At 74.6% G+C, this 19,058-nt stretch carries 15 protein-coding genes; 10 read left to right on the top strand and 5 right to left on the bottom strand.

Features of this window, described 5'->3' with window-relative positions; all coding sequences use genetic code 11:
• Window positions 1-206: 206 nt before the first annotated feature.
• The 4 genes from nth to ACIG87_RS22885 all read left to right on the top strand — a co-directional run bounded on the left by nth (window position 207) and on the right by ACIG87_RS22885 (window position 3,765).
• Complete coding sequence (nth, locus tag ACIG87_RS22900) at window positions 207-995, top strand: endonuclease III (protein ID WP_396853057.1); 789 nt, start codon at window positions 207-209, stop codon at window positions 993-995.
• Complete coding sequence (locus ACIG87_RS22895) at window positions 992-1,708, top strand: TlpA family protein disulfide reductase (protein WP_396853056.1); 717 nt, start codon at window positions 992-994, stop codon at window positions 1,706-1,708. Before nth ends, ACIG87_RS22895 begins: the two co-directional genes overlap by 4 nt.
• A 121-nt stretch (window positions 1,709-1,829) precedes the next feature.
• On the top strand, window positions 1,830-2,528 hold the full coding sequence (locus tag ACIG87_RS22890; protein ID WP_396853054.1) for an NUDIX hydrolase: 699 nt from the start codon (window positions 1,830-1,832) through the stop codon (window positions 2,526-2,528).
• A gap of 58 nt (window positions 2,529-2,586) precedes the next feature.
• Window positions 2,587-3,765: a MarP family serine protease gene (locus ACIG87_RS22885; protein ID WP_396853053.1), complete on the top strand. Its 1,179-nt coding sequence runs from the start codon at window positions 2,587-2,589 to the stop codon at window positions 3,763-3,765.
• Window positions 3,766-3,818: 53 nt separating this feature from the next.
• On the opposite strand, the gene ACIG87_RS22880 is transcribed toward ACIG87_RS22885, so the two are convergent.
• From ACIG87_RS22880 to eccCa, 3 genes are all read right to left on the bottom strand, one after another.
• Entirely contained in the window at window positions 3,819-4,616 is a 798-nt protein-coding gene (locus tag ACIG87_RS22880; RefSeq protein WP_396853052.1) for a phosphatase PAP2 family protein, read from the bottom strand.
• Between the two features lie 41 nt (window positions 4,617-4,657).
• A complete protein-coding gene (gene mycP / locus ACIG87_RS22875) occupies window positions 4,658-6,058 on the bottom strand; it encodes a type VII secretion-associated serine protease mycosin (protein WP_396853050.1) in 1,401 nt (466 codons plus the stop codon).
• A 74-nt stretch (window positions 6,059-6,132) separates the two neighbouring features.
• Window positions 6,133-10,089 carry a type VII secretion protein EccCa gene (eccCa, locus tag ACIG87_RS22870; RefSeq protein WP_396853049.1) on the bottom strand — a complete coding sequence of 1,319 codons (3,957 nt, stop codon included), beginning with the start codon at window positions 10,087-10,089 and terminating at the stop codon, window positions 6,133-6,135.
• Between the two features lie 101 nt (window positions 10,090-10,190).
• Here eccCa and eccD point away from each other — a divergent pair, with 101 nt between their 5' ends.
• Window positions 10,191-11,591 carry a type VII secretion integral membrane protein EccD gene (gene eccD, locus ACIG87_RS22865; RefSeq protein WP_396853047.1) on the top strand — a complete coding sequence of 467 codons (1,401 nt, stop codon included), beginning with the start codon at window positions 10,191-10,193 and terminating at the stop codon, window positions 11,589-11,591.
• A 136-nt stretch (window positions 11,592-11,727) separates the two neighbouring features.
• Here the strand turns inward: eccD and ACIG87_RS22860 are convergent, their stop codons facing one another.
• Complete coding sequence (locus tag ACIG87_RS22860) at window positions 11,728-12,234, bottom strand: inorganic diphosphatase (protein ID WP_067306541.1); 507 nt, start codon at window positions 12,232-12,234, stop codon at window positions 11,728-11,730.
• A 617-nt stretch (window positions 12,235-12,851) separates the two neighbouring features.
• Here ACIG87_RS22860 and dacB point away from each other — a divergent pair.
• The 3 genes from dacB (at window position 12,852) to tilS (ending at window position 16,615) form a co-directional block, all read left to right on the top strand.
• A complete protein-coding gene (dacB, locus tag ACIG87_RS22855; protein ID WP_396853153.1) occupies window positions 12,852-14,270 on the top strand; it encodes a D-alanyl-D-alanine carboxypeptidase/D-alanyl-D-alanine-endopeptidase in 1,419 nt (472 codons plus the stop codon).
• A 70-nt stretch (window positions 14,271-14,340) separates the two neighbouring features.
• Complete coding sequence (locus tag ACIG87_RS22850; protein WP_396853045.1) at window positions 14,341-15,408, top strand: zinc-dependent metalloprotease; 1,068 nt, start codon at window positions 14,341-14,343, stop codon at window positions 15,406-15,408.
• 127 nt (window positions 15,409-15,535) lie between these two features.
• Window positions 15,536-16,615, top strand: coding sequence for a tRNA lysidine(34) synthetase TilS (gene tilS / locus ACIG87_RS22845; RefSeq protein WP_396853151.1), 1,080 nt, complete (start codon window positions 15,536-15,538; stop codon window positions 16,613-16,615).
• A 250-nt stretch (window positions 16,616-16,865) separates the two neighbouring features.
• Here tilS and ACIG87_RS22840 read toward each other — a convergent pair whose 3' ends face one another.
• A complete protein-coding gene (locus ACIG87_RS22840) occupies window positions 16,866-17,828 on the bottom strand; it encodes a GlxA family transcriptional regulator (RefSeq protein WP_396853044.1) in 963 nt (320 codons plus the stop codon).
• A 148-nt stretch (window positions 17,829-17,976) separates the two neighbouring features.
• Between ACIG87_RS22840 and ACIG87_RS22835 the strand changes: the two genes are divergently transcribed.
• Both ACIG87_RS22835 and hpt read left to right on the top strand, forming a co-directional pair.
• Complete coding sequence (locus ACIG87_RS22835) at window positions 17,977-18,114, top strand: hypothetical protein (RefSeq protein ID WP_396853042.1); 138 nt, start codon at window positions 17,977-17,979, stop codon at window positions 18,112-18,114.
• A gap of 100 nt (window positions 18,115-18,214) precedes the next feature.
• Window positions 18,215-18,790: a hypoxanthine phosphoribosyltransferase gene (gene hpt, locus ACIG87_RS22830; protein ID WP_396853040.1), complete on the top strand. Its 576-nt coding sequence runs from the start codon at window positions 18,215-18,217 to the stop codon at window positions 18,788-18,790.
• Window positions 18,791-19,058 lie beyond the last annotated feature (268 nt).

The following is a 19,058-nucleotide window of genomic DNA, read 5'->3' as shown; positions in this document are numbered from 1 at the left end:
GTCCGCAGGTCCGCGCCGCGCACCTTCGACCCCGACGTCCCGGTTCACCGGTCCGTGCCGCGCACCGTCATTCCGGGGCGGGGGAGTCCGGCGCGGCGGCCGCCCGAGGTCCGGTCCGTCGCGCTACGCCGAGGTCCGGTCCGCGGTTGAGCGAGGGCTGGCGTGGGCCCGGCGGTCGGTCGGGGCGGCGACGTAGGCTGGCCGGCGTGACCATCAGCTCTCCCGGCCGCGTCGAGACGGACCTCGGCCGTACCCGGCGTGCCCGGCGGATCGGCCGGGCGCTGACCGACGCGCACCCCGACGCCCACTGCGAACTGGACCACTCCAACGCGTTGGAGCTGGCCGTCGCCACGATCCTCTCCGCGCAGTGCACCGACAAGAAGGTCAACGAGGTCACCCCGAAGCTCTTCGCCCGGTACCCGACGGCGGCCGACTACGCCGGGGCAGCTCGGGCCGAGCTGGAGGAGCTGATCCGGTCGACCGGCTTCTACCGCAACAAGACCGACTCGCTGATCAAGCTGGGTCAAGCCCTGATCGAGCGGTACGACGGCCAGGTTCCCGGCCGGCTGACCGATCTGGTGACGCTGCCCGGGATCGGCCGCAAGACGGCCAACGTCATCCTGGGCAACGCCTTCGACGTGCCGGGGATCACCGTCGACACCCACTTCCAGCGGTTGGTGCAGCGGTGGGGGCTGACCGTCCAGACCGATCCGGTCAAGATCGAACACGAGATCGGGGCGATCTACCCGAAGCGGGAGTGGACCATGCTCTCCCACCGGATCATCTTCCACGGCCGGCGGGTCTGCCATGCCCGCAAGCCCGCCTGCGGGGCGTGCACCCTGGCCCGGCTCTGCCCGTCGTACGGGCTCGGGCCGACCGAGCCGGCCGCCGCCGCGAAGCTGCTCAAGGGCCCTCGTGCCCGGGATCTCGCGGTCGCCGCCGGGGTCGACCCGGAGTTGGTGCCCGTGCAGGCCGTCGTCGCGGAGGCACCGTGAAGCGTCGGCTCGCCGCGCTGCTCGTCCCGGCGCTGCTGGTGCTCGCCGGCTGTACCACCACCGAGGAGCCGGAGCGACCCGCCTCCGGTGCCGGGCGGGCGCCGCGCCCGTCGCCGTTCACCGACTGCGCCTCGCTGACCAACCCGCCGGCTGCCTCCGCCGGTTCCTCCGCACCATCCGGGTCCGCCGCACCATCCGGGTCCGCCGCAGCGGTCGCACCATCCGGGTCCGCCGGGGTCGGCGTCGGCGGGGGTACGGTCGGCAGCCCGGCTCCGGCCGACGGTGGCGGCAGTCTCCTGCCCGAACTGGTGCTCTCCTGCTTCACCGGGGGCGCTCCCGTGGCGCTGCGCGACATCCACGGCCCGGCCGTGATCAACGTGTGGGCCTCCTGGTGCCTACCCTGCCGCAAGGAGTTGCCGGCCTTCCAACGGCTCAGCGTGCGCGCCGCCGGCCAGCTCCAGGTGATCGGGGTGAACAGCCGGGACAGCCGGGACGGCGCGCAGTCCTTCGGCGAGGACTTCGGCATCCACTTCCCGATGTTCTTCGACCAGGGTGAGGCCCTGCAACGGGAGCTGCGCCGCAACGCCGTCCCGCTGACCCTGCTGGTCGACGCGCAGGGCCGGGTCCGGCACACCGACAGCTCCGGCGCGCTCGACGACGCCCGCCTCGCCGACCTGGTCCGCCGCCACCTCGGCCTGGAGGTGCCCGCGTGACACCGGCTGTCGTCCCGACCGCCGGCAGCGCTCCGGCACCGGTGGGCAGTGCTCCGGTCGGTCGGCCGCCGCAGCCGCGCCGGGCCGCCGTCCATCCGTCGGCCGGTACGAAGGCGGCCGGATGACCCGCCGTCCGCCGTCCTGGTTCGATCCGCTGCTGGGCCGGCTCGGGACCGCCCGCGCCGAGGACTTCACCCGGCTGACCACTCCCGAGGAGGGCGGCCGGGAGAGTGCGGTGCTGGTGCTGCTCGGTGAGGAGCCCGGCGTCGGCCCCGACGTGCTGGTCCTCCAGCGGGCCGCCACGCTGCGCAACCACGCCGGTCAACCGGCCTTCCCCGGCGGTGCGGCCGACCCGGAGGACGCCGACGCCCGCGCCACCGCGCTGCGCGAGGCGAACGAGGAGGTCGACCTCGACCCGGCCAGCGTGACCGTCCTCGCCGAGCTGCCGAAGCTCTGGATTCCGGTCAGCGACTTCGTGGTCACCCCGGTGCTGGCCTGGTGGCACACCCCGCACCCGGTGCACCCCCGGGAACCGGCCGAGGTGGCGCACGTCGCCCGGCTGCCCATCGCCGAACTGGTCGACCCGGCCAACCGGATGCGGGTACGCCACCCCAGCGGCTGGATCGGCCCGGCGTTCTCCGTCCGGGGCATGCTGGTCTGGGGCTTCACCGCCGGGGTGCTGGCGGCCCTGCTGGAAATGGGCGGTTTTGACCGGCCGTGGCCCCGGTCCCGGGTGGTCGACCTGCCGCCGACCGGTGCCACCCCGGCTCCCTCGGCCGGCACCGAGGAGGCCGACGAGCTGGCCGGTCCGCCGACCTGACCGTCACGTTCCGCAGCCGGAGCGTCCCACCGGTGTCCGGTGCACGTACCCTTGACCGGTGTCGGCCGTGGATCTCGTTCTGCTCCTGCTCATGCTCGTGTTCGCGATCAGCGGATACCGTCAGGGCTTCGTCATCGGGGCGCTGTCGTTCTCCGGGTTCTTCCTGGGTGCGCTCATCGGCCTCCAGCTCGGGCCGTTGCTGGCCCGCCAGTTCATCGACAGCGGGACCAGGGTGCTGGTCTCCCTGGTCGCCGTCTTCGGGCTCGCCGTGCTCGGTCAGGCGCTGGCCGGTTGGCTCGGCTCCCACCTGCGTCGCACGATCACCAACGACACCGCCAAGCGGGCCGACGACATCGGGGGCGCGTTCGTCTCGATCCTCGCGGTGATGCTGGTGGCCTGGTTGGTCGCGGTGCCGCTGGGCTCCTCGTCGCTGCCCTGGCTGGCCGCCTCGGTCAAGAACAGCGCGCTGCTGACCGTGGTGGACCGGGTCCTGCCGGACCAGGCCCAGGAACTCTCCACCGCGCTGCGGGACACCGTCGACACCAACGGGTTCCCCGACGTCTTCAACGGTCTGGGCCGTACCTCGGCGCGGCAGGTCGCCCCGCCGGACCCGGCGCTGGCCGGCTCCCAGGTGGTGGCGAACAGCCAGCGGGCGGTGGTGAAGGTGCTGGGCTCTGCGCCGAGCTGCTCGCGCCGGATCGAGGGCTCCGGCTTCGTCTACGCCGACGACCGGGTGATGACCAACGCGCACGTGGTGGCCGGCACCCGCTCCGTCGCGGTCGAGCTGCGCGGCGAACGGTACGACGGTGAGGTCGTCGTCTACGACCCGGACCGTGACCTGGCCGTGTTGCACGTGCCGGGGCTGCCCGGTCCGTCCCTGCGCTTCGCCGCCGGGCAGGCCGGCAGCGGCGCGGACGCGATCGTGCTGGGCTTCCCGCTCGACGGCCCGTACGACGCCCGCCCGGCCCGGATCCGTGACGTCGACCGGATCGAGGGCCCGGACATCTACAACGCCAGCAAGGTGAACCGGGAGATCTACACGATCCGGGCGTTGGTCCGCAGTGGGAACTCCGGTGGTCCGCTGGTCTCCTCCAACGGCCTGGTGCTCGGGGTGATCTTCGCGGCGGCGGCGGACGACCCGAACACCGGTTTCGCGGTGACCGCCGAGGAGGCCCGACCGGTGGCGCTGGCCGGCGCGGAGCGTACCCGTGGGGTGGGCACCGGCGACTGCACCTGATCCGGCCGACGGCGCCGGACGGGGGACCGGGCCGCCGTCTGGCGCGCGGGCCGCTACGCTCGCGGTCCCGCCGGGTCGGCCAGCTCCGACGCCACCCCGTCGACGGTGGTCCCGGTGGACGGCGGCCCGGCCCGCCCCTGCCAGGTACGGAACGCCGCCGCGGTGGCCGTCACCACCGCGACGCCCAGCAACCAGCCGCCGAGCACGTCGCTGACCCAGTGCACGCCCAGCGCCACCCGGCTCAGCCCGGTCACCCCGACGAACAGCACGGCAACCGTCCAGAGCGCCACCCGGACCACCGGGCGGCGCGGGGCGAACGGCAGGAACACCAGCAGCAACACCCCCGCCGCGAGGGTCGCGTTCAGCGCGTGCCCGGACGGGAAGGAGAACCCGGCGGCTCGGGCCACCGGGTCGAGCAGCTCCGGCCGGCTCCGGCCGACCAGCAGCTTCAACAACGCGCCGAGCGCCCCGCCGACAGCCATCGTGGTGACCACCCAGAGCGACAGTCGTCGGGCCCGGCGGCTCCACAACCACACCGCCACGGCCAGCGCGGCCACCCGCAGCGGATTCGGCGAGAAGACGTGCGTCCACGCCTTCGTCATCCGTACCCACGCCGGATGGTCGGCGGCGAACCGGTGCAGGGCGTCGGTGACCGCCGTGTCCAGGTCGTGCAGCGGCGACCAGGCGCCGACGACCAGCACCGTCAGCACCGCGAACGGCACCAGCACCAGGAACGCCGCTGTCGCCGCCAGGGTCAACCGCAGCCCGAACGAGTGGTCCCGGTCCAGGCGACGGTCCCGCCAGGACCGGTCCGCAGGGGGTACGGCGGTGCGTGGACCGGAGGAACCCATGCGACCTGCCCTACCCACCCGTGATCGGCATCAGTCGCGGCTCAACGGCCCCGCAGCCGGAACCGGCGGACCGTCAACGCCACCCCGGTGACCAGGGCGACCAGGACGGCGACACCGGTCCACAGCCGGCGCGGGGCGTCGTCCGCGCCGCCGGCCGGCTGGGCCGTCCACCGGGTGTGCTGTCGTGGCGCGGTGAAGCCGAGCGGGTCGCTGCCGGTGCCGCCGGCCCGGGTGTCCTCGACCGAGCCGGGGGCGGGGCCGAACCCGACCACCCCGGGGGAGTCGTTGTCGTCCAACGGGTTGCGCTGGATCAGCGGCAGGTCGGCGGTGAGCGCGGCGACCGGGTCGACCAGGCCGTACCCGAAGCGGTCGTCCCGGCCGGTCGGGCCGATGTCCTTCGCGGTGCTCAGCAGCCGGTTCACCACGTCCCCGGCGGACATGTCGGGGTAGCGGGCCCGGACCAGGGCGGCGGTCGCCGCCACCAGCGGCGCGGCGAAGCTGGTGCCCTGGACCCCCCAGTAGTTGCTCGGCGGGCGGGCCCCGACCAGGCCGGTCGCCGGGGCGGTCAGCGTGGTGGCGTGGCCGGTGATCGAACCGGACCAGAGGTTCTCGCTGTCGCGTTCCAGGCCCGCCACCGCGATCACCCCCGGCTCCCGCGCCGGATACCAGACCTTCGACGTGGTGGACGTGGCGACGTTGCCGGTGCAGGCCACCACCACCACGTCCCGGGCGAACGCGTAGTCCAGCGCGGCGGCCAGGGCCGGGCTGTCACCGCTGCCGCCCAGGGACAGGTTGATCACGCGGGCGCCGTTGTCGACCGCCCAGCGCACCCCCTTGGCGACGATCATCGCGTCGTCGTAGCGGTTCTCGTCGTCGAGCACCCGGACCGGCAGGATCCGGGCGTCCGGCGCCAGCCCCACCACGCCCCGCCGGTCGTCGCCGCGCCCGGCGATCAGGCTGGCCACGGTGGTGCCGTGCCCCACCGGGTCCGGCTCGTCGCCGCCGTCGGGGGAGACCAGGTCGATCCCGGGCAGCACCTGACCGGCGAGGTCGGGATGGCCACCATCCACCCCGGAGTCGACCACCGCCACCGTCACTCCGCGTCCGGTCGACGTGCGCCAGGCGGTGGCCGCGTTCAACTCGTCGAGTTGGAACTGGTCGTCGCGGACCCGGTCGGCCCGCGCCTGCACCGGGGCGAAGTCGGGCTCGGTCCGCGGCGTACCGGCCCGTGGCGCGGCCAGCGTGGCCGGTCGGACGGCCACCGTGGAGACCGACGGCCGGGTCGACGTGGAGACCTGAGCCGGTGCCACGGCGGAGGCCGGGGGCGGGGACGAGCCCAGCACGGTGACGGTGGTCGCCGCGACGCCGATCAACGCCCGCCCGGCGAACCGGTGCAGCGTCGTCGGGGAGCCCTGCCGAACCCTGGTCACATCGTCAGCCATTCATCGCGCGGGAACGTGCTGCTCGGAGATTACCGGTTCTCACTGCCGACACGGCACGTTCCGGCGCACCTGGATCACGGTGGCGGAAGATGTGCCAGCTGGACGAGGCGTACACCCTCGCGTCGGGTGACCAGCCGACCACGCCCCGCGGGCAACGGCCCCGGGCGGACCGCACCGACCAGCTGTCCCTCGTCCGGGCTGCCGCTCATCACCAGACCGGCGGTGGAGAGTTCCCGCAACCGCTGCACGATCGGCTCGTACTGGGACCGGCCGGCGCCACCGCAGCGGCGGGCCAGCACCAGGTGCAGGCCGACGTCGCGGGCCTGTGGCAGGTGCTCCTCCAGCCCTCGCAGCGGGTTCGCCGGACCGCTGGCCACCAGGTCGTAGTCGTCGACCAGGATGAACAGCTCCGGGCCGGACCACCAGGAGCGGTCCCGCAACTGCGCCGGGGTGACCTCCGGGCCGGGTAGCCGGCCCCGCATGTAGCCGGCGACCGACTCGATCAGCTCGGTGGTGTGCGCCGCCGCCGTGCCGTACCCGATCAGGTGGTCGGTCTCGACGGTGCCGAGCAGGCTGCGCCGGTAGTCGACCAGGATCACCCGGGCCTGCTCCGGGGTGAACCGGTCGATGATCGAGGTGGCCAGCGCCCGGAGGAACGACGACTTGCCGCACTCGGCGTCGCCGAAGACCACGAAGTGCGGCTCGGTGGCGAAGTCGAGCAGCACCGGGCGCAGGTCCGCCTCGGCGATTCCGACCGGGAACGCCAGCCCGGTGCCGGCGGCGGTGTCCAACTCGGCGTACGGCAGCACCGGGGGCAGCAGCCGTACCCGGGGCGCGGACGGCCCCGACCACGCGTCGGCGACCGCCTTGACCAGATCCGCCGTGTCCCCGCCGGTGAGCTGCGGCAGGGCGGTGAGGAAGTGCAGGCTCTGCGCGGTGATGCCCCGACCCGACTGCTCCGGCACGCCGGCCGCCGCCGTCCGCTTCACCACCGAGTCGGACGGGTCACCCAGGCGCAGCTCCAACCGGGAACCGAACAGGTCCCGGATGCCGGGCCGGAAGTCCATCCAGCGCACCGCGCTCGCCACCACGTGCACCCCGTACGACAGGCCCCGGGTGGCCAGGTCGGTGATCAGGGGTTCCAGGTCGTCGTACTCGCCGCGCAGGGTGGCCCAGCCGTCGACGACGAGGAAGACGTCACCGAACGGGTCGACGGTGGGCTGACCGGCGGCGGCGAGCGCCCGACGCCGCTGCCGCCATGCCGCCATCGACTCCACCCCCAGCTCGGTGAAGCGGCGTTCCCGCTCGGTGAGCAGGGTGGCGACTTCCCCCACCGTACGCCGGACCACCGTCGGCTCGGCCCGGCCGGCGACCCCGCCCACGTGCGGCAGATCCCGCAGCGCGGTCAACCCGCCGCCGCCGAAGTCCAGGCAGTAGACCTGGGCCTCGGTCGGGGTGTGGGAGAGCGCCAGCGCGCAGACCAGCGTCCGCAACGCGTGCGACTTGCCGCTCTGCGGCGCGCCGACCACGGCCAGGTGCCCGGCGGCCCCGCCCAGCGCCAACCACAGCAGGTCGCGTCGCTGCTCGTACGGCTTGTCGACGACCGCCACCGGCACCTGGAGGCCGCCGTGCAGCTCCGGGTTGGCGAAGCCCAGGCCGCGCTGGGGGTCGACGCCGGGCGGACCGAGCAACTCGTCCAGGGTGGGCGCCCGGTCCAGCGGTGGCAGCCACACCTGATGGGCCGGCGGTCCCTGCCCGGCCAGCCGGCCGACCAGCGAGTCGAGCAGGCTCTCGGTCTCCTCCTCGGCGGCCGGCGGGGCCACCGGGACGGCCGGTTCCGGCACCGGCACGACATGGGTGGAGAAGGTGAGCAGCCGGGCCGCGCCACCCGTCCCGCCCCGGGTCGCCCCGCTCCGCCGGCGCAGCGGACCGGAGACGTACGCGGCCCGGAACCGGACCAGCGGGTCGGTGCCGGCGCGCAGGTAGCCGTGCCCGGGGGAGCGGGGCAGTTCGTGGGCGTCCGGTACCCCGAGCACCGTCCGGGACTCCAGCGCCGAGAAGGTCCGCAACCCGATCCGGTACGACAGGTGGGTGTCCAGCCCGCGCAGCCGTCCCTCCTCCAGCCGCTGGCTGGCCAGCAGCAGGTGTACGCCGAGCGAGCGGCCGAGCCGGCCGATCTGCACGAACAGGTCGATGAAGTCGGGCTTGGCCGACAGCAGTTCGGAGAACTCGTCGCAGACCAGCAGCAGCGACGGCAGCGGGGTGAGCGGCGTGCCGGCCGCCCGGGCCCCTTCGTAGTCGCGCAGGCTGGCGAAGTTGCCGGCCCGACGCAGCAGCTCCTGGCGGCGCATCAGCTCGCCGTTGATGGCGTCCACCATCCGGTCGACCAGTGGCAGCGCGTCGACCAGGTTGGTGATCACGGCGGCGGTGTGCGGCAGCCGGTCGAAGGAGGCGAAGGTGGCCCCGCCCTTGAAGTCGACCAGGACGAAGTTGAGCTGTTCCGAGCTGTGCGTGGCGGCCAACGCCAGGACCAGCGTACGCAGCAGCTCCGACTTGCCCGAGCCGGTCGCCCCGATCAGCAGCCCGTGCGGTCCCATCCCGTCCTGCGCCGACTCCTTGAGGTCCAGCTCGACCGCGCCGCCGTCCGCCCCGACGCCGATCGGCACCCGCAGCCGGTCCCGGGGCGAGCGGGGCAGCCAGCCCTGGTCGGCGGTGAAGCCCTCCGGGTCGCCGAGCCCCAGCAGCTCGGGCAGGCCGAGTTCGGCCCCGGGGGTGGCCTCGGTGCCCCGGCCGGCGGCGGCGAGCCGCAGCGGGGCGAGCCGGCGGGCGACCGCCTCCGCGTCCACGACGTCCAACCGGTCGGCGGTGCCCACCTCGGCGTGCCCCTCGGCCGACCAGGAGTGCAGCCGCCCCGCCCGGACCTCCAGCAGCAGGGCGAACCGGTCCAGCAGGCGCGGTGGCGGGGTGTCCAGGTCGAGCACGGTGACCGCGTCGATGCCGCCGTCGCCGGTCAACTCGGTGGCGTCGGTCAGGTCGCCGCCGTCGAGGAGCACCACCACGTGCGGGCCGTCGGTGGCCGGCCCGGCCGGGCTGAACCGGGAGCGGCTGGCCAGCACCTCGTCGAGGAGTCGTTCCAGCTCGGCGGCGGAGCTGGTGACCAGGCGGACCGGGCCGAGCGCGTCGACGCGGGTCGGGTGGTGGGCGTGCGGCAGCCACTTGACCCACTCCCAGTGCCGACGCCGTTCCGGGCCGGCGCAGACGGCGACCAGCAACTCGTCGGGGGCGTGGAAGACGGCGAGCTGGGTGAGCACGGCTCGGGCCAACGCCTGCGCGTCGGGCGACCCGGTGCCCAGGCCGCCGGTCTCCGGTGACCCGCCCCGGACGAAGACCCGGGCGAAGCTGCGCAGCGACAGCGCCACCGGCAGGTCCGGCACCACCGAGTACGCGTCCAGGAAACGCCGCAGCGCCCCGGCGGTCATCGGCTCCAGCTCCTCCAGCGGCCGGGTGACCGGCGGGACCAGCGGGGTGGCCAGCGTCTGCGGCCCGACGGCGACCCGGACCACGCCGAAGTCCGGGTCACCGGGCCGCCGCTCCCAGACCCGGTGGCTGTCCACCGTCGACCAGAGCCGACCCGGATCGGGATGCCGGTAGTACAGCCCGGCCCGCTGCTGCCGGGCGGTCTGCCGGACCCGCCGCCGCAGGGCGGTCAGGTGCCGCAGGTACTCCCGGCGGGCGGCCATCATCTCCGACTTCTTCGGGGTGCCGGAGGCGCTGCCCCAGGAGGTCATCAGCATCGCCACCGAGGAGAGCCCGAACATCCCGCCCACCACGTACGAGTAGGCGCCGCCGCCGCGACCGAACATCATCGCCATCGCCACCGTGCCACCCAGCATCGGCAACACCATCAGTGCCTGCTGCCACCGGCCACCGGTGACCGGGGGAATCTCCGGCGGACCCTCCACGGGCAGCTCACCGACCGGTATCTCCGGTGCGGGCCGACGCGGTGGCCGTTTGATGACGACAATGGACACAGCGCCTCCCTGTGGCGCTCGGTAACCCGAGCCTGGCTCATCGTAGGTAAAGTGCGCGTCGTCCGTCAGCCACCGCTCCCGATCGATATGGAGTCCAGTCGATGACCACCGGGCTGGCCAGGGTCACCATCAGCGCCCCCGGGCGACGCGTCGACGTGGCCCTGCCGGAGCAGGTCCCGCTGGCCGAGCTGCTGCCCGAGGTGCTGCGGCACGCCGGTGAGGGGCTGGCCGACGACGGCGAGCGACACGGCGGCTGGGTGCTGCGGCGTACCGACGGCGCGGTGCTGGTGACCGCGCAGGCGCTGCTGCCACAGGGGGTGCGCGACGGTGAGGTGCTGCACCTGGTGCCCGCCCACGACCAGTGGCCGGAGCTGGAGTACGACGACGTGGTCGAGGCCATCGCCGACGGCGCCCGTCGCCGGGGCGTCGCCTGGTCACCGTCGGCCACCCGGGCAGCCGTGTTGGCCGGGGCGGGCGTCCCGCTCGCCGTGGGGCTGCTGGCCGTCCTGGCCGCCGGGCCGGGGCAGCCCGTCGGCTGGACCGCCGCGGGCGCGGTGGCGCTGCTGCTCGCCCTCGCCGGCACGGTCGCCTCCCGGGCGTACGGGGACGGCCCGACCGGCGCGACGCTCGGCGGCTACGCCCTGCCGTACGCCGCGGTCGCGGGCGCCCTCGCGGTCAGCTCCGGCGACCCGGTCGGGGCGCTGCGGCCGATGCCCTGGCTCGGTGCGCCCGAACTGCTCGCCGGTGCGGTGGCGCTGCTTCTGGTCGCCGTGCTGGGCCTGCTCGGCGTCGCCACCCGGCTGCGGGTCTTCGTGGCCGGCGCGACGGCCGGGGCGTCGGGCGCGCTCGCCGGGCTGGGCGGGCTGCTGCTCGCCCCGGCGGACACCGCCGCCGTCCTGCTCTGTGTGCTGGTCTTCGCCCTCGGGGCACTGCCGCTGCTGGCGATCCGGCTGGGCAAGGTGCCGCTGCCGCCGATCACCCTGCCCGACGGCCCGACGGGCGGCCCGGACGGGGTGCGGGACCTGCCGGACCGGGATCGGGTGCACGCGGCGGTGGCCCGCAGCGAGGAGATGCTGACCGGGATGCTGCTCGGGCACGCCGCGCTGGTGGTCGCCGCGGCGCTGGTGCTCGCCGTCACCGGCGGGGTCGCCGGACGGGTGCTGGTGGCGGTGGGTTCGGCGGTGCTGCTGCTGCGCTCCCGGCTCTTCGTGGCGGTCCGGCACCGGGTGCCCCCGGTGGCGGCCGGGCTGACCGGGTTCGCGGTGCTCGGCGCGGTGCTCGCCGGCCGGTCCGGGCCCCTCGGGCTGCTGGCGCTGAGCGGGGGCGGGCTGCTCGTCGCGCTGGTCGCCGTCGCCGCCGGGACGACGTACGCCCGGCGGCCGGTCTCGCCGTACCTCGGTCGGATGGCCGACCTGACCGACACCGCGCTGGTGGTCTCGGTGGTGCCGGTGGCCTGCGCGGTGCTGGACCTCTACCAGGCCGCCCGGGGCCTGTTGGGCTGACCCGCACCCGAGCCCCGATCGGCCGTGGCCGACCCGGCCCCGGCGTGCCGACCCGCCGTCGTCGCGCCGCGGACCGGCGGGACACCGACGGCGAAGGCCCGGACCGCCGGTCCGGGCCTTCGGTGCAGCTGGTGGGTCAGTGTCCGGTGCCGCCCTGCGCCTCGGCGTCCCGGGCCCGCTGGTACGACGCCCGGACCTCGGCCTCGGCCTCGACCCGGCCGACCCAGGTCGCGCCCTCGACCGACTTGCCCGGTTCGAGATCCTTGTAGACCTCGAAGAAGTGCTGGATCTCCAGCCGGTCGAACTCGCCCAGGTGGTGGATGTCGCGCAGGTGCTCCTGGCGGGGGTCCTCGTAGGGCACGCAGAGAACCTTGTCGTCGCCGCCCTTCTCGTCGGTCATCCGGAACATGCCGATGGTGCGGCAGCGGATCAGGCAACCCGGGAAGGTCGGCTCGGGGACCAGCACCAGCGCGTCCAGCGGGTCGCCGTCCTCGCCGAGGGTGCCCTCGATGAAGCCGTAGTCGGCCGGGTACTGGGTCGACGTGAACAGGGTGCGGTCCAGCCGGATGCGACCGGTCGCGTGGTCCACCTCGTACTTGTTGCGGTGACCCTTCGGGATCTCAACCGTTACGTCGAAATCCATCTCCCACGCTCCCTCGTCTGCCCACGCTGGCTGAACGGAACCACTGACGCCCCCGGTGCGGGTGAATGGCCACCCGTCGGCTCCGGACGCCGCATAGTCTTCGGACCGAAGTAGTGTCACCCAGGCGGGTTCGGCGGCGGGAGGAGGGGGTCGTGGGGAGGGAAGATTCACATTACCGCCCGGAGGGGGTTGACGGGCGCGGATCGGGCCGACCCGTGAGCGGTGGAGCCACCGGCCGGGTTCCGGTGCCCGACGCGAACGTCCCCCGCCGCCCCGAGTCGACCCCCGAGCCGCCGCCGGCTGCCGGTCGGGCCGTCGAGCATCCGCCACCGCCGGTCTGGCGTCCGCCGTCCTCGGCCACCGCCGGCCGGTCGGTCGTCGGGTCCGCCCCGGTGTCGCCCCCGTTCCCCCCGTCCGGTGCCGTCGCGCCGGTTGCCGCGCACCCCGGTTCCGCGTCGGGCTCCCCGCACCCCGGTTCCGCGTCGGTCGCTTCGCCCGGCGGCGCCGCGTCGACCCCCGTCCATCCCGGTTCCGCGTCGGTCGCTCCGTCGCCGGGCGGTGGCGGTCCGGTGTCACCCGCCGCACCGCCGCGTCGCCGTCGCCGGTGGCTACCCGTGCTGCTGGTCGCCGTGCTGCTGGTCGGCCTCGCCGGGGCGGCGGTGGTGCTCCGTCCGGGCCCGGTCGCCGGCTGGCTGGGGGAGGGATCGGCCACTCCGTCGGCCTCCGCGCGGCCCCCCGAGCCCGATCCGTCACCGGTGCTCGCCGGCCCCGACGCCAACGCGCCGGAGCCGACCTCCGACGGGGTCCGCGCCGCGGTGGAGCCACTGCTCGGTGCCGCCGCCCTGGGCAGCCGGGTCAACCTGTCGGTGGCCGACGTGGTCACCGGCGAATCGCTGTACGCCGAGGGCGGCGACGAGGGCACCGTCCCCGCCTCGGTCGCCAAGCTCGCGACCGGGGTGACCGTGCTGGAGGCGCGCGGCCCGGGCTACCGGATCCCGACCCGCGTGCTCGCCGGGGCGAACCCGGGCGAGGTGGTGCTGGTCGGTGGCGGTGACCCGACGCTGGCGGTCGACAAGTCCGGCTTCTACCCCGGCGCGGCCCGTCTCGACACCCTCGCCGCGCAGGTCAAGCAGGCGCTCGGCGGTACCGCCCCGACCCGGGTGGTGGTCGACTCCACGCTCTTCCCCGGTCCGGTCCACGGCCCCGGCTGGGACTCGGACATCCCGACCGGCGGCTTCGGCGCGTCGATCACCGCGCTGATGACCGACGGCGCACGTCGGGACCCGGTGCAGGCGCGGAAGAACTTCGATGACAGCCACGGCGCGGCCGAGCGGTACGCCGAGCCTGACCTGGCCGCCGGCCGCTCCTTCGCCCGGCTGCTCGGACTGCCGGAGACCGGGGTGGTCCGGGGCACCGCCCCGGCGACCGGTGGCACGGCGGCGACCGGTGCGCCCGGACCGGGCACCGAGCTGGGCAAGGTCGAGTCGCTGCCGATGATCAGGCTGGTCGACATCATGATCAGCGACAGCGACAACGTGATCGCCGAGGCGTTGGCCCGACAGGTCGCCCTGGCCCGCAACCAGCAGGCCTCCTTCGCTGGCGGGGCGACGGCGATGGACGAGGTGATCGGCGAGCTGGGGCTGCCGGCCGACGAGATCAGCCTCGCCGACGGCAGTGGGCTGTCCCGCAGTAACCGGATCAGCCCCTCGTTGCTCACCGACCTGATCGCGGTGGCCGGCAACGGCACACACCCGGAGCTGACGGCCATCTTCGGTGGCCTGCCGGTGGCCGCCTGGTCGGGCACCCTCGGCTCCCGGTACGAGGCGACGGCCACCGCTGCCGGGGCCGGTGTGGTCCGGGCCAAGACCGGCACCCTGACCGGGGTGCACGCCATCGCCGGCCTGGTCACCACCCGCGACGGTCGGCTGCTCACCTTCGCCGTGCTCACCGATCAGGCTCCGGCCGGCGACCCGGAGGTCACCCGGGCGGCACTGGACCGGATCGCCGGCGCGCTGGCCGGCTGCGGCTGCCGCTGAGCAGCCCGTCGCGGAGCGGCCCGTCGCGCGGACCCGGCCGGGGTATCGCGGCGCGGGTACGGTGGGTGGCATGGCGCAGTTCGTGGACTGGGATCTGGCCGCCGCCACCGCTGGGGCGCTGAGCAAGTCGGGGCCCCGCGTGTCGTACGCGGAGGCCACCGACGTCGTCGGCGACCTGCGCCGGCTCACCGACGAGGCGGCCGGGCACGTGGCCGACTACACGGGGCTGCGCGCGCAGGTGAGCCATCCGCCGGTGCGGGTGGTCGACCGGCGGGACTGGGCGGCCGCCAACATCGCCGGCCTGCGTGAGGTGATCACCCCGTTGGTCAGCCGGCTCTCCGGTGACAAGCCACCCGGCGCGCTCACCGAGGCGGTCGGCTCCCGACTCACCGGGGTGCAGGCCGGCACCGTGCTGGCGTACCTCTCCGGCCGGGTGCTCGGCCAGTACGAGGTCTTCTCCGCCGATCCGGGGCAGCTGCTGCTGGTCGCGCCGAACATCGTCGAGGTGGAGCGGAAGCTGGGGGCCGACCCGCGTGACTTCCGGCTCTGGGTCTGCCTGCACGAGGTCACCCACCGCACCCAGTTCACCGCCGTGCCGTGGATGCGGGCGTACTTCCTCGGCGAGGTGCAGGCGTTCGTGGACGCCTCGCAGGGCACCGAGCACCTGGTCGAGCGCCTGCGCCGGGGCGTCTCCACGCTGTCGGACGCGGTGCGGGACCCGGACAGCCGCACCAGCGTGCTGGACATCGTGCAGACCCCGGCGCAGCGGGCCGTGCTGGACCGGCTCACCGCGCTGATGACCCTGCTGGAGGGGCACGCCGAGTTCGTGATGGACGGCGTCGGTCCGCAGGTCATCCCCAGCGTGGAGCGGATCCGGGCGGGGTTCGACCGACGCCGCGAGTCGGGCAACCCGCTGGAGAAGGCGATCCGCCGGCTGCTCGGCGTGGACGTCAAGATGCGCCAGTACGCCGAGGGCCGCAAGTTCGTACACGGCGTGGTCGAGCAGGTCGGCATGGCCGGCTTCAACAAGATCTTCGGTTCGCCGTTGACCCTGCCCCGGCTGGACGAGCTGGGTGACCCGGCCGCCTGGGTGGCCCGGGTGCACGGGCCGGCCGGCGCCACCCCGGCCGCCGGCTGAGCCGGTGGCCGGTCGGCGTACCGCTGCTGACTCGTTCACGGCTGGTCGGGATGTCTGCGCCGGCCCGGCCGGGGAAGCCGGTTCTGTCCCCGCCGGCCCGCTCGTGACCGGTCGGGACGTCTCCGCAGTGCGGTCGGGGGCGGCGCTCGCCCCGGCGGTGGCCGCCGTCCGGGTCGCGGTACGCCGGGCGCTGGCCGAACTGCCCGCCGGCGGACCGGTGCTGGTGGCCTGCTCGGGCGGGGCGGACTCACTGGCCCTCGCGGTCGCCACCGCCTTCGTGGCGTCCCGGCTCGGCCGACGGGCCGGTCTGGTGACCGTCGACCACGGGCTGCAGGCCGGATCGGTCGAGCGGGCCGCTGCCGTCGTCGAGTGGGCCGGGCAGGTCGGGTTGGACCCGGTCGAGGCGGTGCCGGTGACCGTGGCCGGCCGTCCCGGTGGTCCCGAGGCGGCGGCCCGACAGGCCCGCTACCAGGCGCTGGCGGACGTCGCCCGGCGGCACGGGGCCGCCGCGATCCTGCTCGGGCACACCCGCGACGACCAGGCCGAGACGGTTCTGCTGGCACTCGCCCGGGGAGCCGGCCCGCGCGGGCTGGCCGGGATGCCCGCCCGACGGGACCTGGCCGGGGTGCCTCTGCTGCGCCCCCTGCTCGACGTCACCCGCGAGCAGACCCGCAGCGCGTGCGCGGCGCTGGGGCTGACCCCGTGGGAGGACCCGCACAACACCGACCCGTCGTACGCCCGTGCCCGGGTCCGGGCCGACGTGCTGCCGGCACTGGTCGCCGCGCTCGGCGAGGGGGTGGTGGACAACCTGGCCCGTACGGCCCGGCTGCTCGCCGCCGACACCGCCGCGCTGGACGAGCTGGCCGCCGCCGCCCTCGCCGCCCCCGTGCCCCGGCCCGGCGAGCCCTCTTCCGGCGAGCCCCGGTCCGACGGGTTTCGGGCTGACGAGTCCCGGCGTGACGGGACCGGGGTGCGGGACGGCGGGGGGCTGTCCGTCGTGGCGCTGGCGGGGCTGCCCGGGGCGGTGCGCAGTCGGGTGTTGCATACCTGGGCGCGGGAGTTGGGGGCCCCACCCGGCGCCCTTTCCCACCGTCACGTCGACGCGCTGGACGCGCTGGTCACCGCCTGGCGTGGGCAGGGCGCAACCGCGCTGCCGGGCGGAGTACGCGTCGGCCGCCGGGACGGCCGGCTGCTGCCCGTCGACTGAGCGCGCCCCCGCCCGCCCGGACCGGTGGGTCCGGCCGGAGCGGCTGGTCTGTTTCCCGCAACCCGGTCAGCACGGGCGTTCGGTGCTGGCCGGGGTGGGTGCGGTGCGCCCCGAGCCCCGGGCCGACAGCGCGCGGTGCCGGGCTACCGAACCCGACGGCCGGTGGGGCGGTCACCCCGCAGCCCAGCCGACCCGGTGCCGGGGCTGCCGGCCCCGGCCACCGTGCCCGGGTCGGGTCACCCGCCGCTGGTCAGCAGGTGGGGACGCGGTCGCGGAAGGTGGTGCGGTAGCTCTGCGGGGTGGTGCCGACCCGGCGGGCGAAGTGGTGGCGCAGGGCGGCGGCGTCGGGGAAACCCGAGCGGCCGGCGACGCTCTCCACGCTGAGCCGGGTCTCCTCCAGCAGTCGACGGGCCAGCAGCACCCGTTGGTTGGTCAGCCAGTCGTGCGGGGTGGTGCCGGTCTCGGCCCGGAATCGGCGGGCGAAGGTACGCGGTGACATGCCGGCCCGCGCGGCCAACTCGTCCACCGTGGTCGGGCGGTCCAGGTGACCCACCAGCCAGCTCAGCACCGGTTCCAGGGTGGGCGCGTCGGGGGTGGCGGGGATCGGTGCCTCGACGTACTGGGACTGGCCGCCGTCGCGGTGCGGCGGGACCACCATCCGGCGGGCCAGCCGGGTGGCGGTGACCGAGCCGTGTTCCTGGCGGACCAGGTGCAGGCAGGCGTCGATGCCGGCGGCCGTACCGGCGCTGGTCAGCACCGGTCCGTCGGCCACGTAGAGGCTGTTGCACCGGACCCGGGCCGACGGGTGACGGCGTTGCAGCTCGTCGGCGTACTTCCAGTGGGTGGTGCACTCCCGGTCGTCGAGCAGACCGGCCGCGCCGAGCACGAACGCACCGGAGCAGACGCTGAACACGTAGGCCCCCCGGTCGGCGGCGCGACGCAGGGCGGCCAGCACCGACTCCGGGACCTCGCCGCCCTGGGTGTGGGCGGGGACGGCCACCAGGTCGGCGTCGTCGACCGGGGCGAGGCCGGCCTGCGGGGTGAGGCCGAAGCCGGAGGCGGTCCGGACCGGGCCGCCGTCGGCGGTGCAGACGGTGAACCGGTAGCCGGGGAAGCCGTCGTCGGTGCGGTCGGTCCCGAACACCTCGGTGAGTACGCCGAGCTCGAAGACGGCCACCTGATCCAACGCGATGACGGCAACCGATCGAATCATGTGACGAGGGTAACCGCAGGGGTGGCAGAAAATCGAGGGGGGCTGGCATTCCTGCCACTGTCCCGGCCTGACCGGGCGACGGAGACTGGGATCAGTCCGGTGCGCACCGGCGGCGAAATCCCCACATCTCATGAAAGTGAGCGCCGCCATGGAGTTCCTGTTGTTCCTGCTCTTCCTCGTCGCGCTGGCCGTAGCCTCGGCGTTCGGCCTGACCGTCGACACCCGTGACTCGGCTGACTGGAAACCCACCGAGGAGGGTCGGCGCTGGCGATCCCGCACCTGCTGAGGTGATTGCTCCCGGTATGCCAAAAAAACCCGTGGCGGGGTCGCACCCAAAGGGGCGGCCCCGCCGACGAGGGCCGTCCGGCGTACGGCAGGCTAGGAGCATGGCTGACGGCTCCTGGTACGACGCCGACATCGATCACGTGATCATCTCCGAGGCGCAGATCCGCGAGAAGACCGCAGAGCTGGCCAAGCAGGTCTCGGCGGACCACGCCGGAGTCACCGACGGACTGCTGCTCGTCTGCGTACTCAAGGGTGCGGTCATGTTCATGGCCGACTTCGCTCGGGCGCTGGGCCGACAGGGCCCGCCCGTCGAGCTGGACTTCATGGCCATCTCCTCGTACGGCCAGGGCACCACCTCCTCCGGCGTGGTGCGCATCCTCAAGGACCTGGACCGGGACATCGCCGGTCGGCACGTGGTGGTGGTCGAGGACATCGTCGACTCCGGCCTGACCCTGTCCTGGCTGCTGCGGTACCTGGAGTCCCGCTCGGCCGCCAGCGTCGAGGTGGTGGCCCTGTTCCGCAAGCCGGACGCGGTGAAGGTCCCGGTGCCGGTCAAGTACGTCGGCTTCGACATCCCCACCGAGTTCGTGGTCGGCTACGGTCTCGACTTCGGCGAGCGCTACCGCGAGCTGCCGTACGTCGGCGTGCTCAAGCCCGAGGTCTACGCCCGGGCCTGAGCGCCACCCGGACCTGCTCGACCTGCTCGTATCGGAGTCCATCGAGCGGACGTTCAGCGGGCTCTCAGTGAATCCGACTACGGTAGGTGTCGGTGGCGTGGGGGCATCTCCGCGTCCGGCACCCCGACCCGCGTGACCGGGCGGTCGGCGGGGGGCCGGTGCGCAGTTCCCCGCCACGCCGGCTGAAACCCCGGTTCGCCGTCCGCGTAAGTGCCGGGCTCGCAAGCTCGCACCTGGCACGAACGGTGTACCGTCGAGTGACCGTGGT

It is taken from the genome of Micromonospora sp. NPDC051925, assembly GCF_044548625.1.
Lineage (GTDB): Bacteria > Actinomycetota > Actinomycetes > Mycobacteriales > Micromonosporaceae > Micromonospora.
The sequence above is the reverse complement of the archived record's forward strand: the minus strand, read 5'-3'. Positions and strand labels throughout refer to the sequence as shown.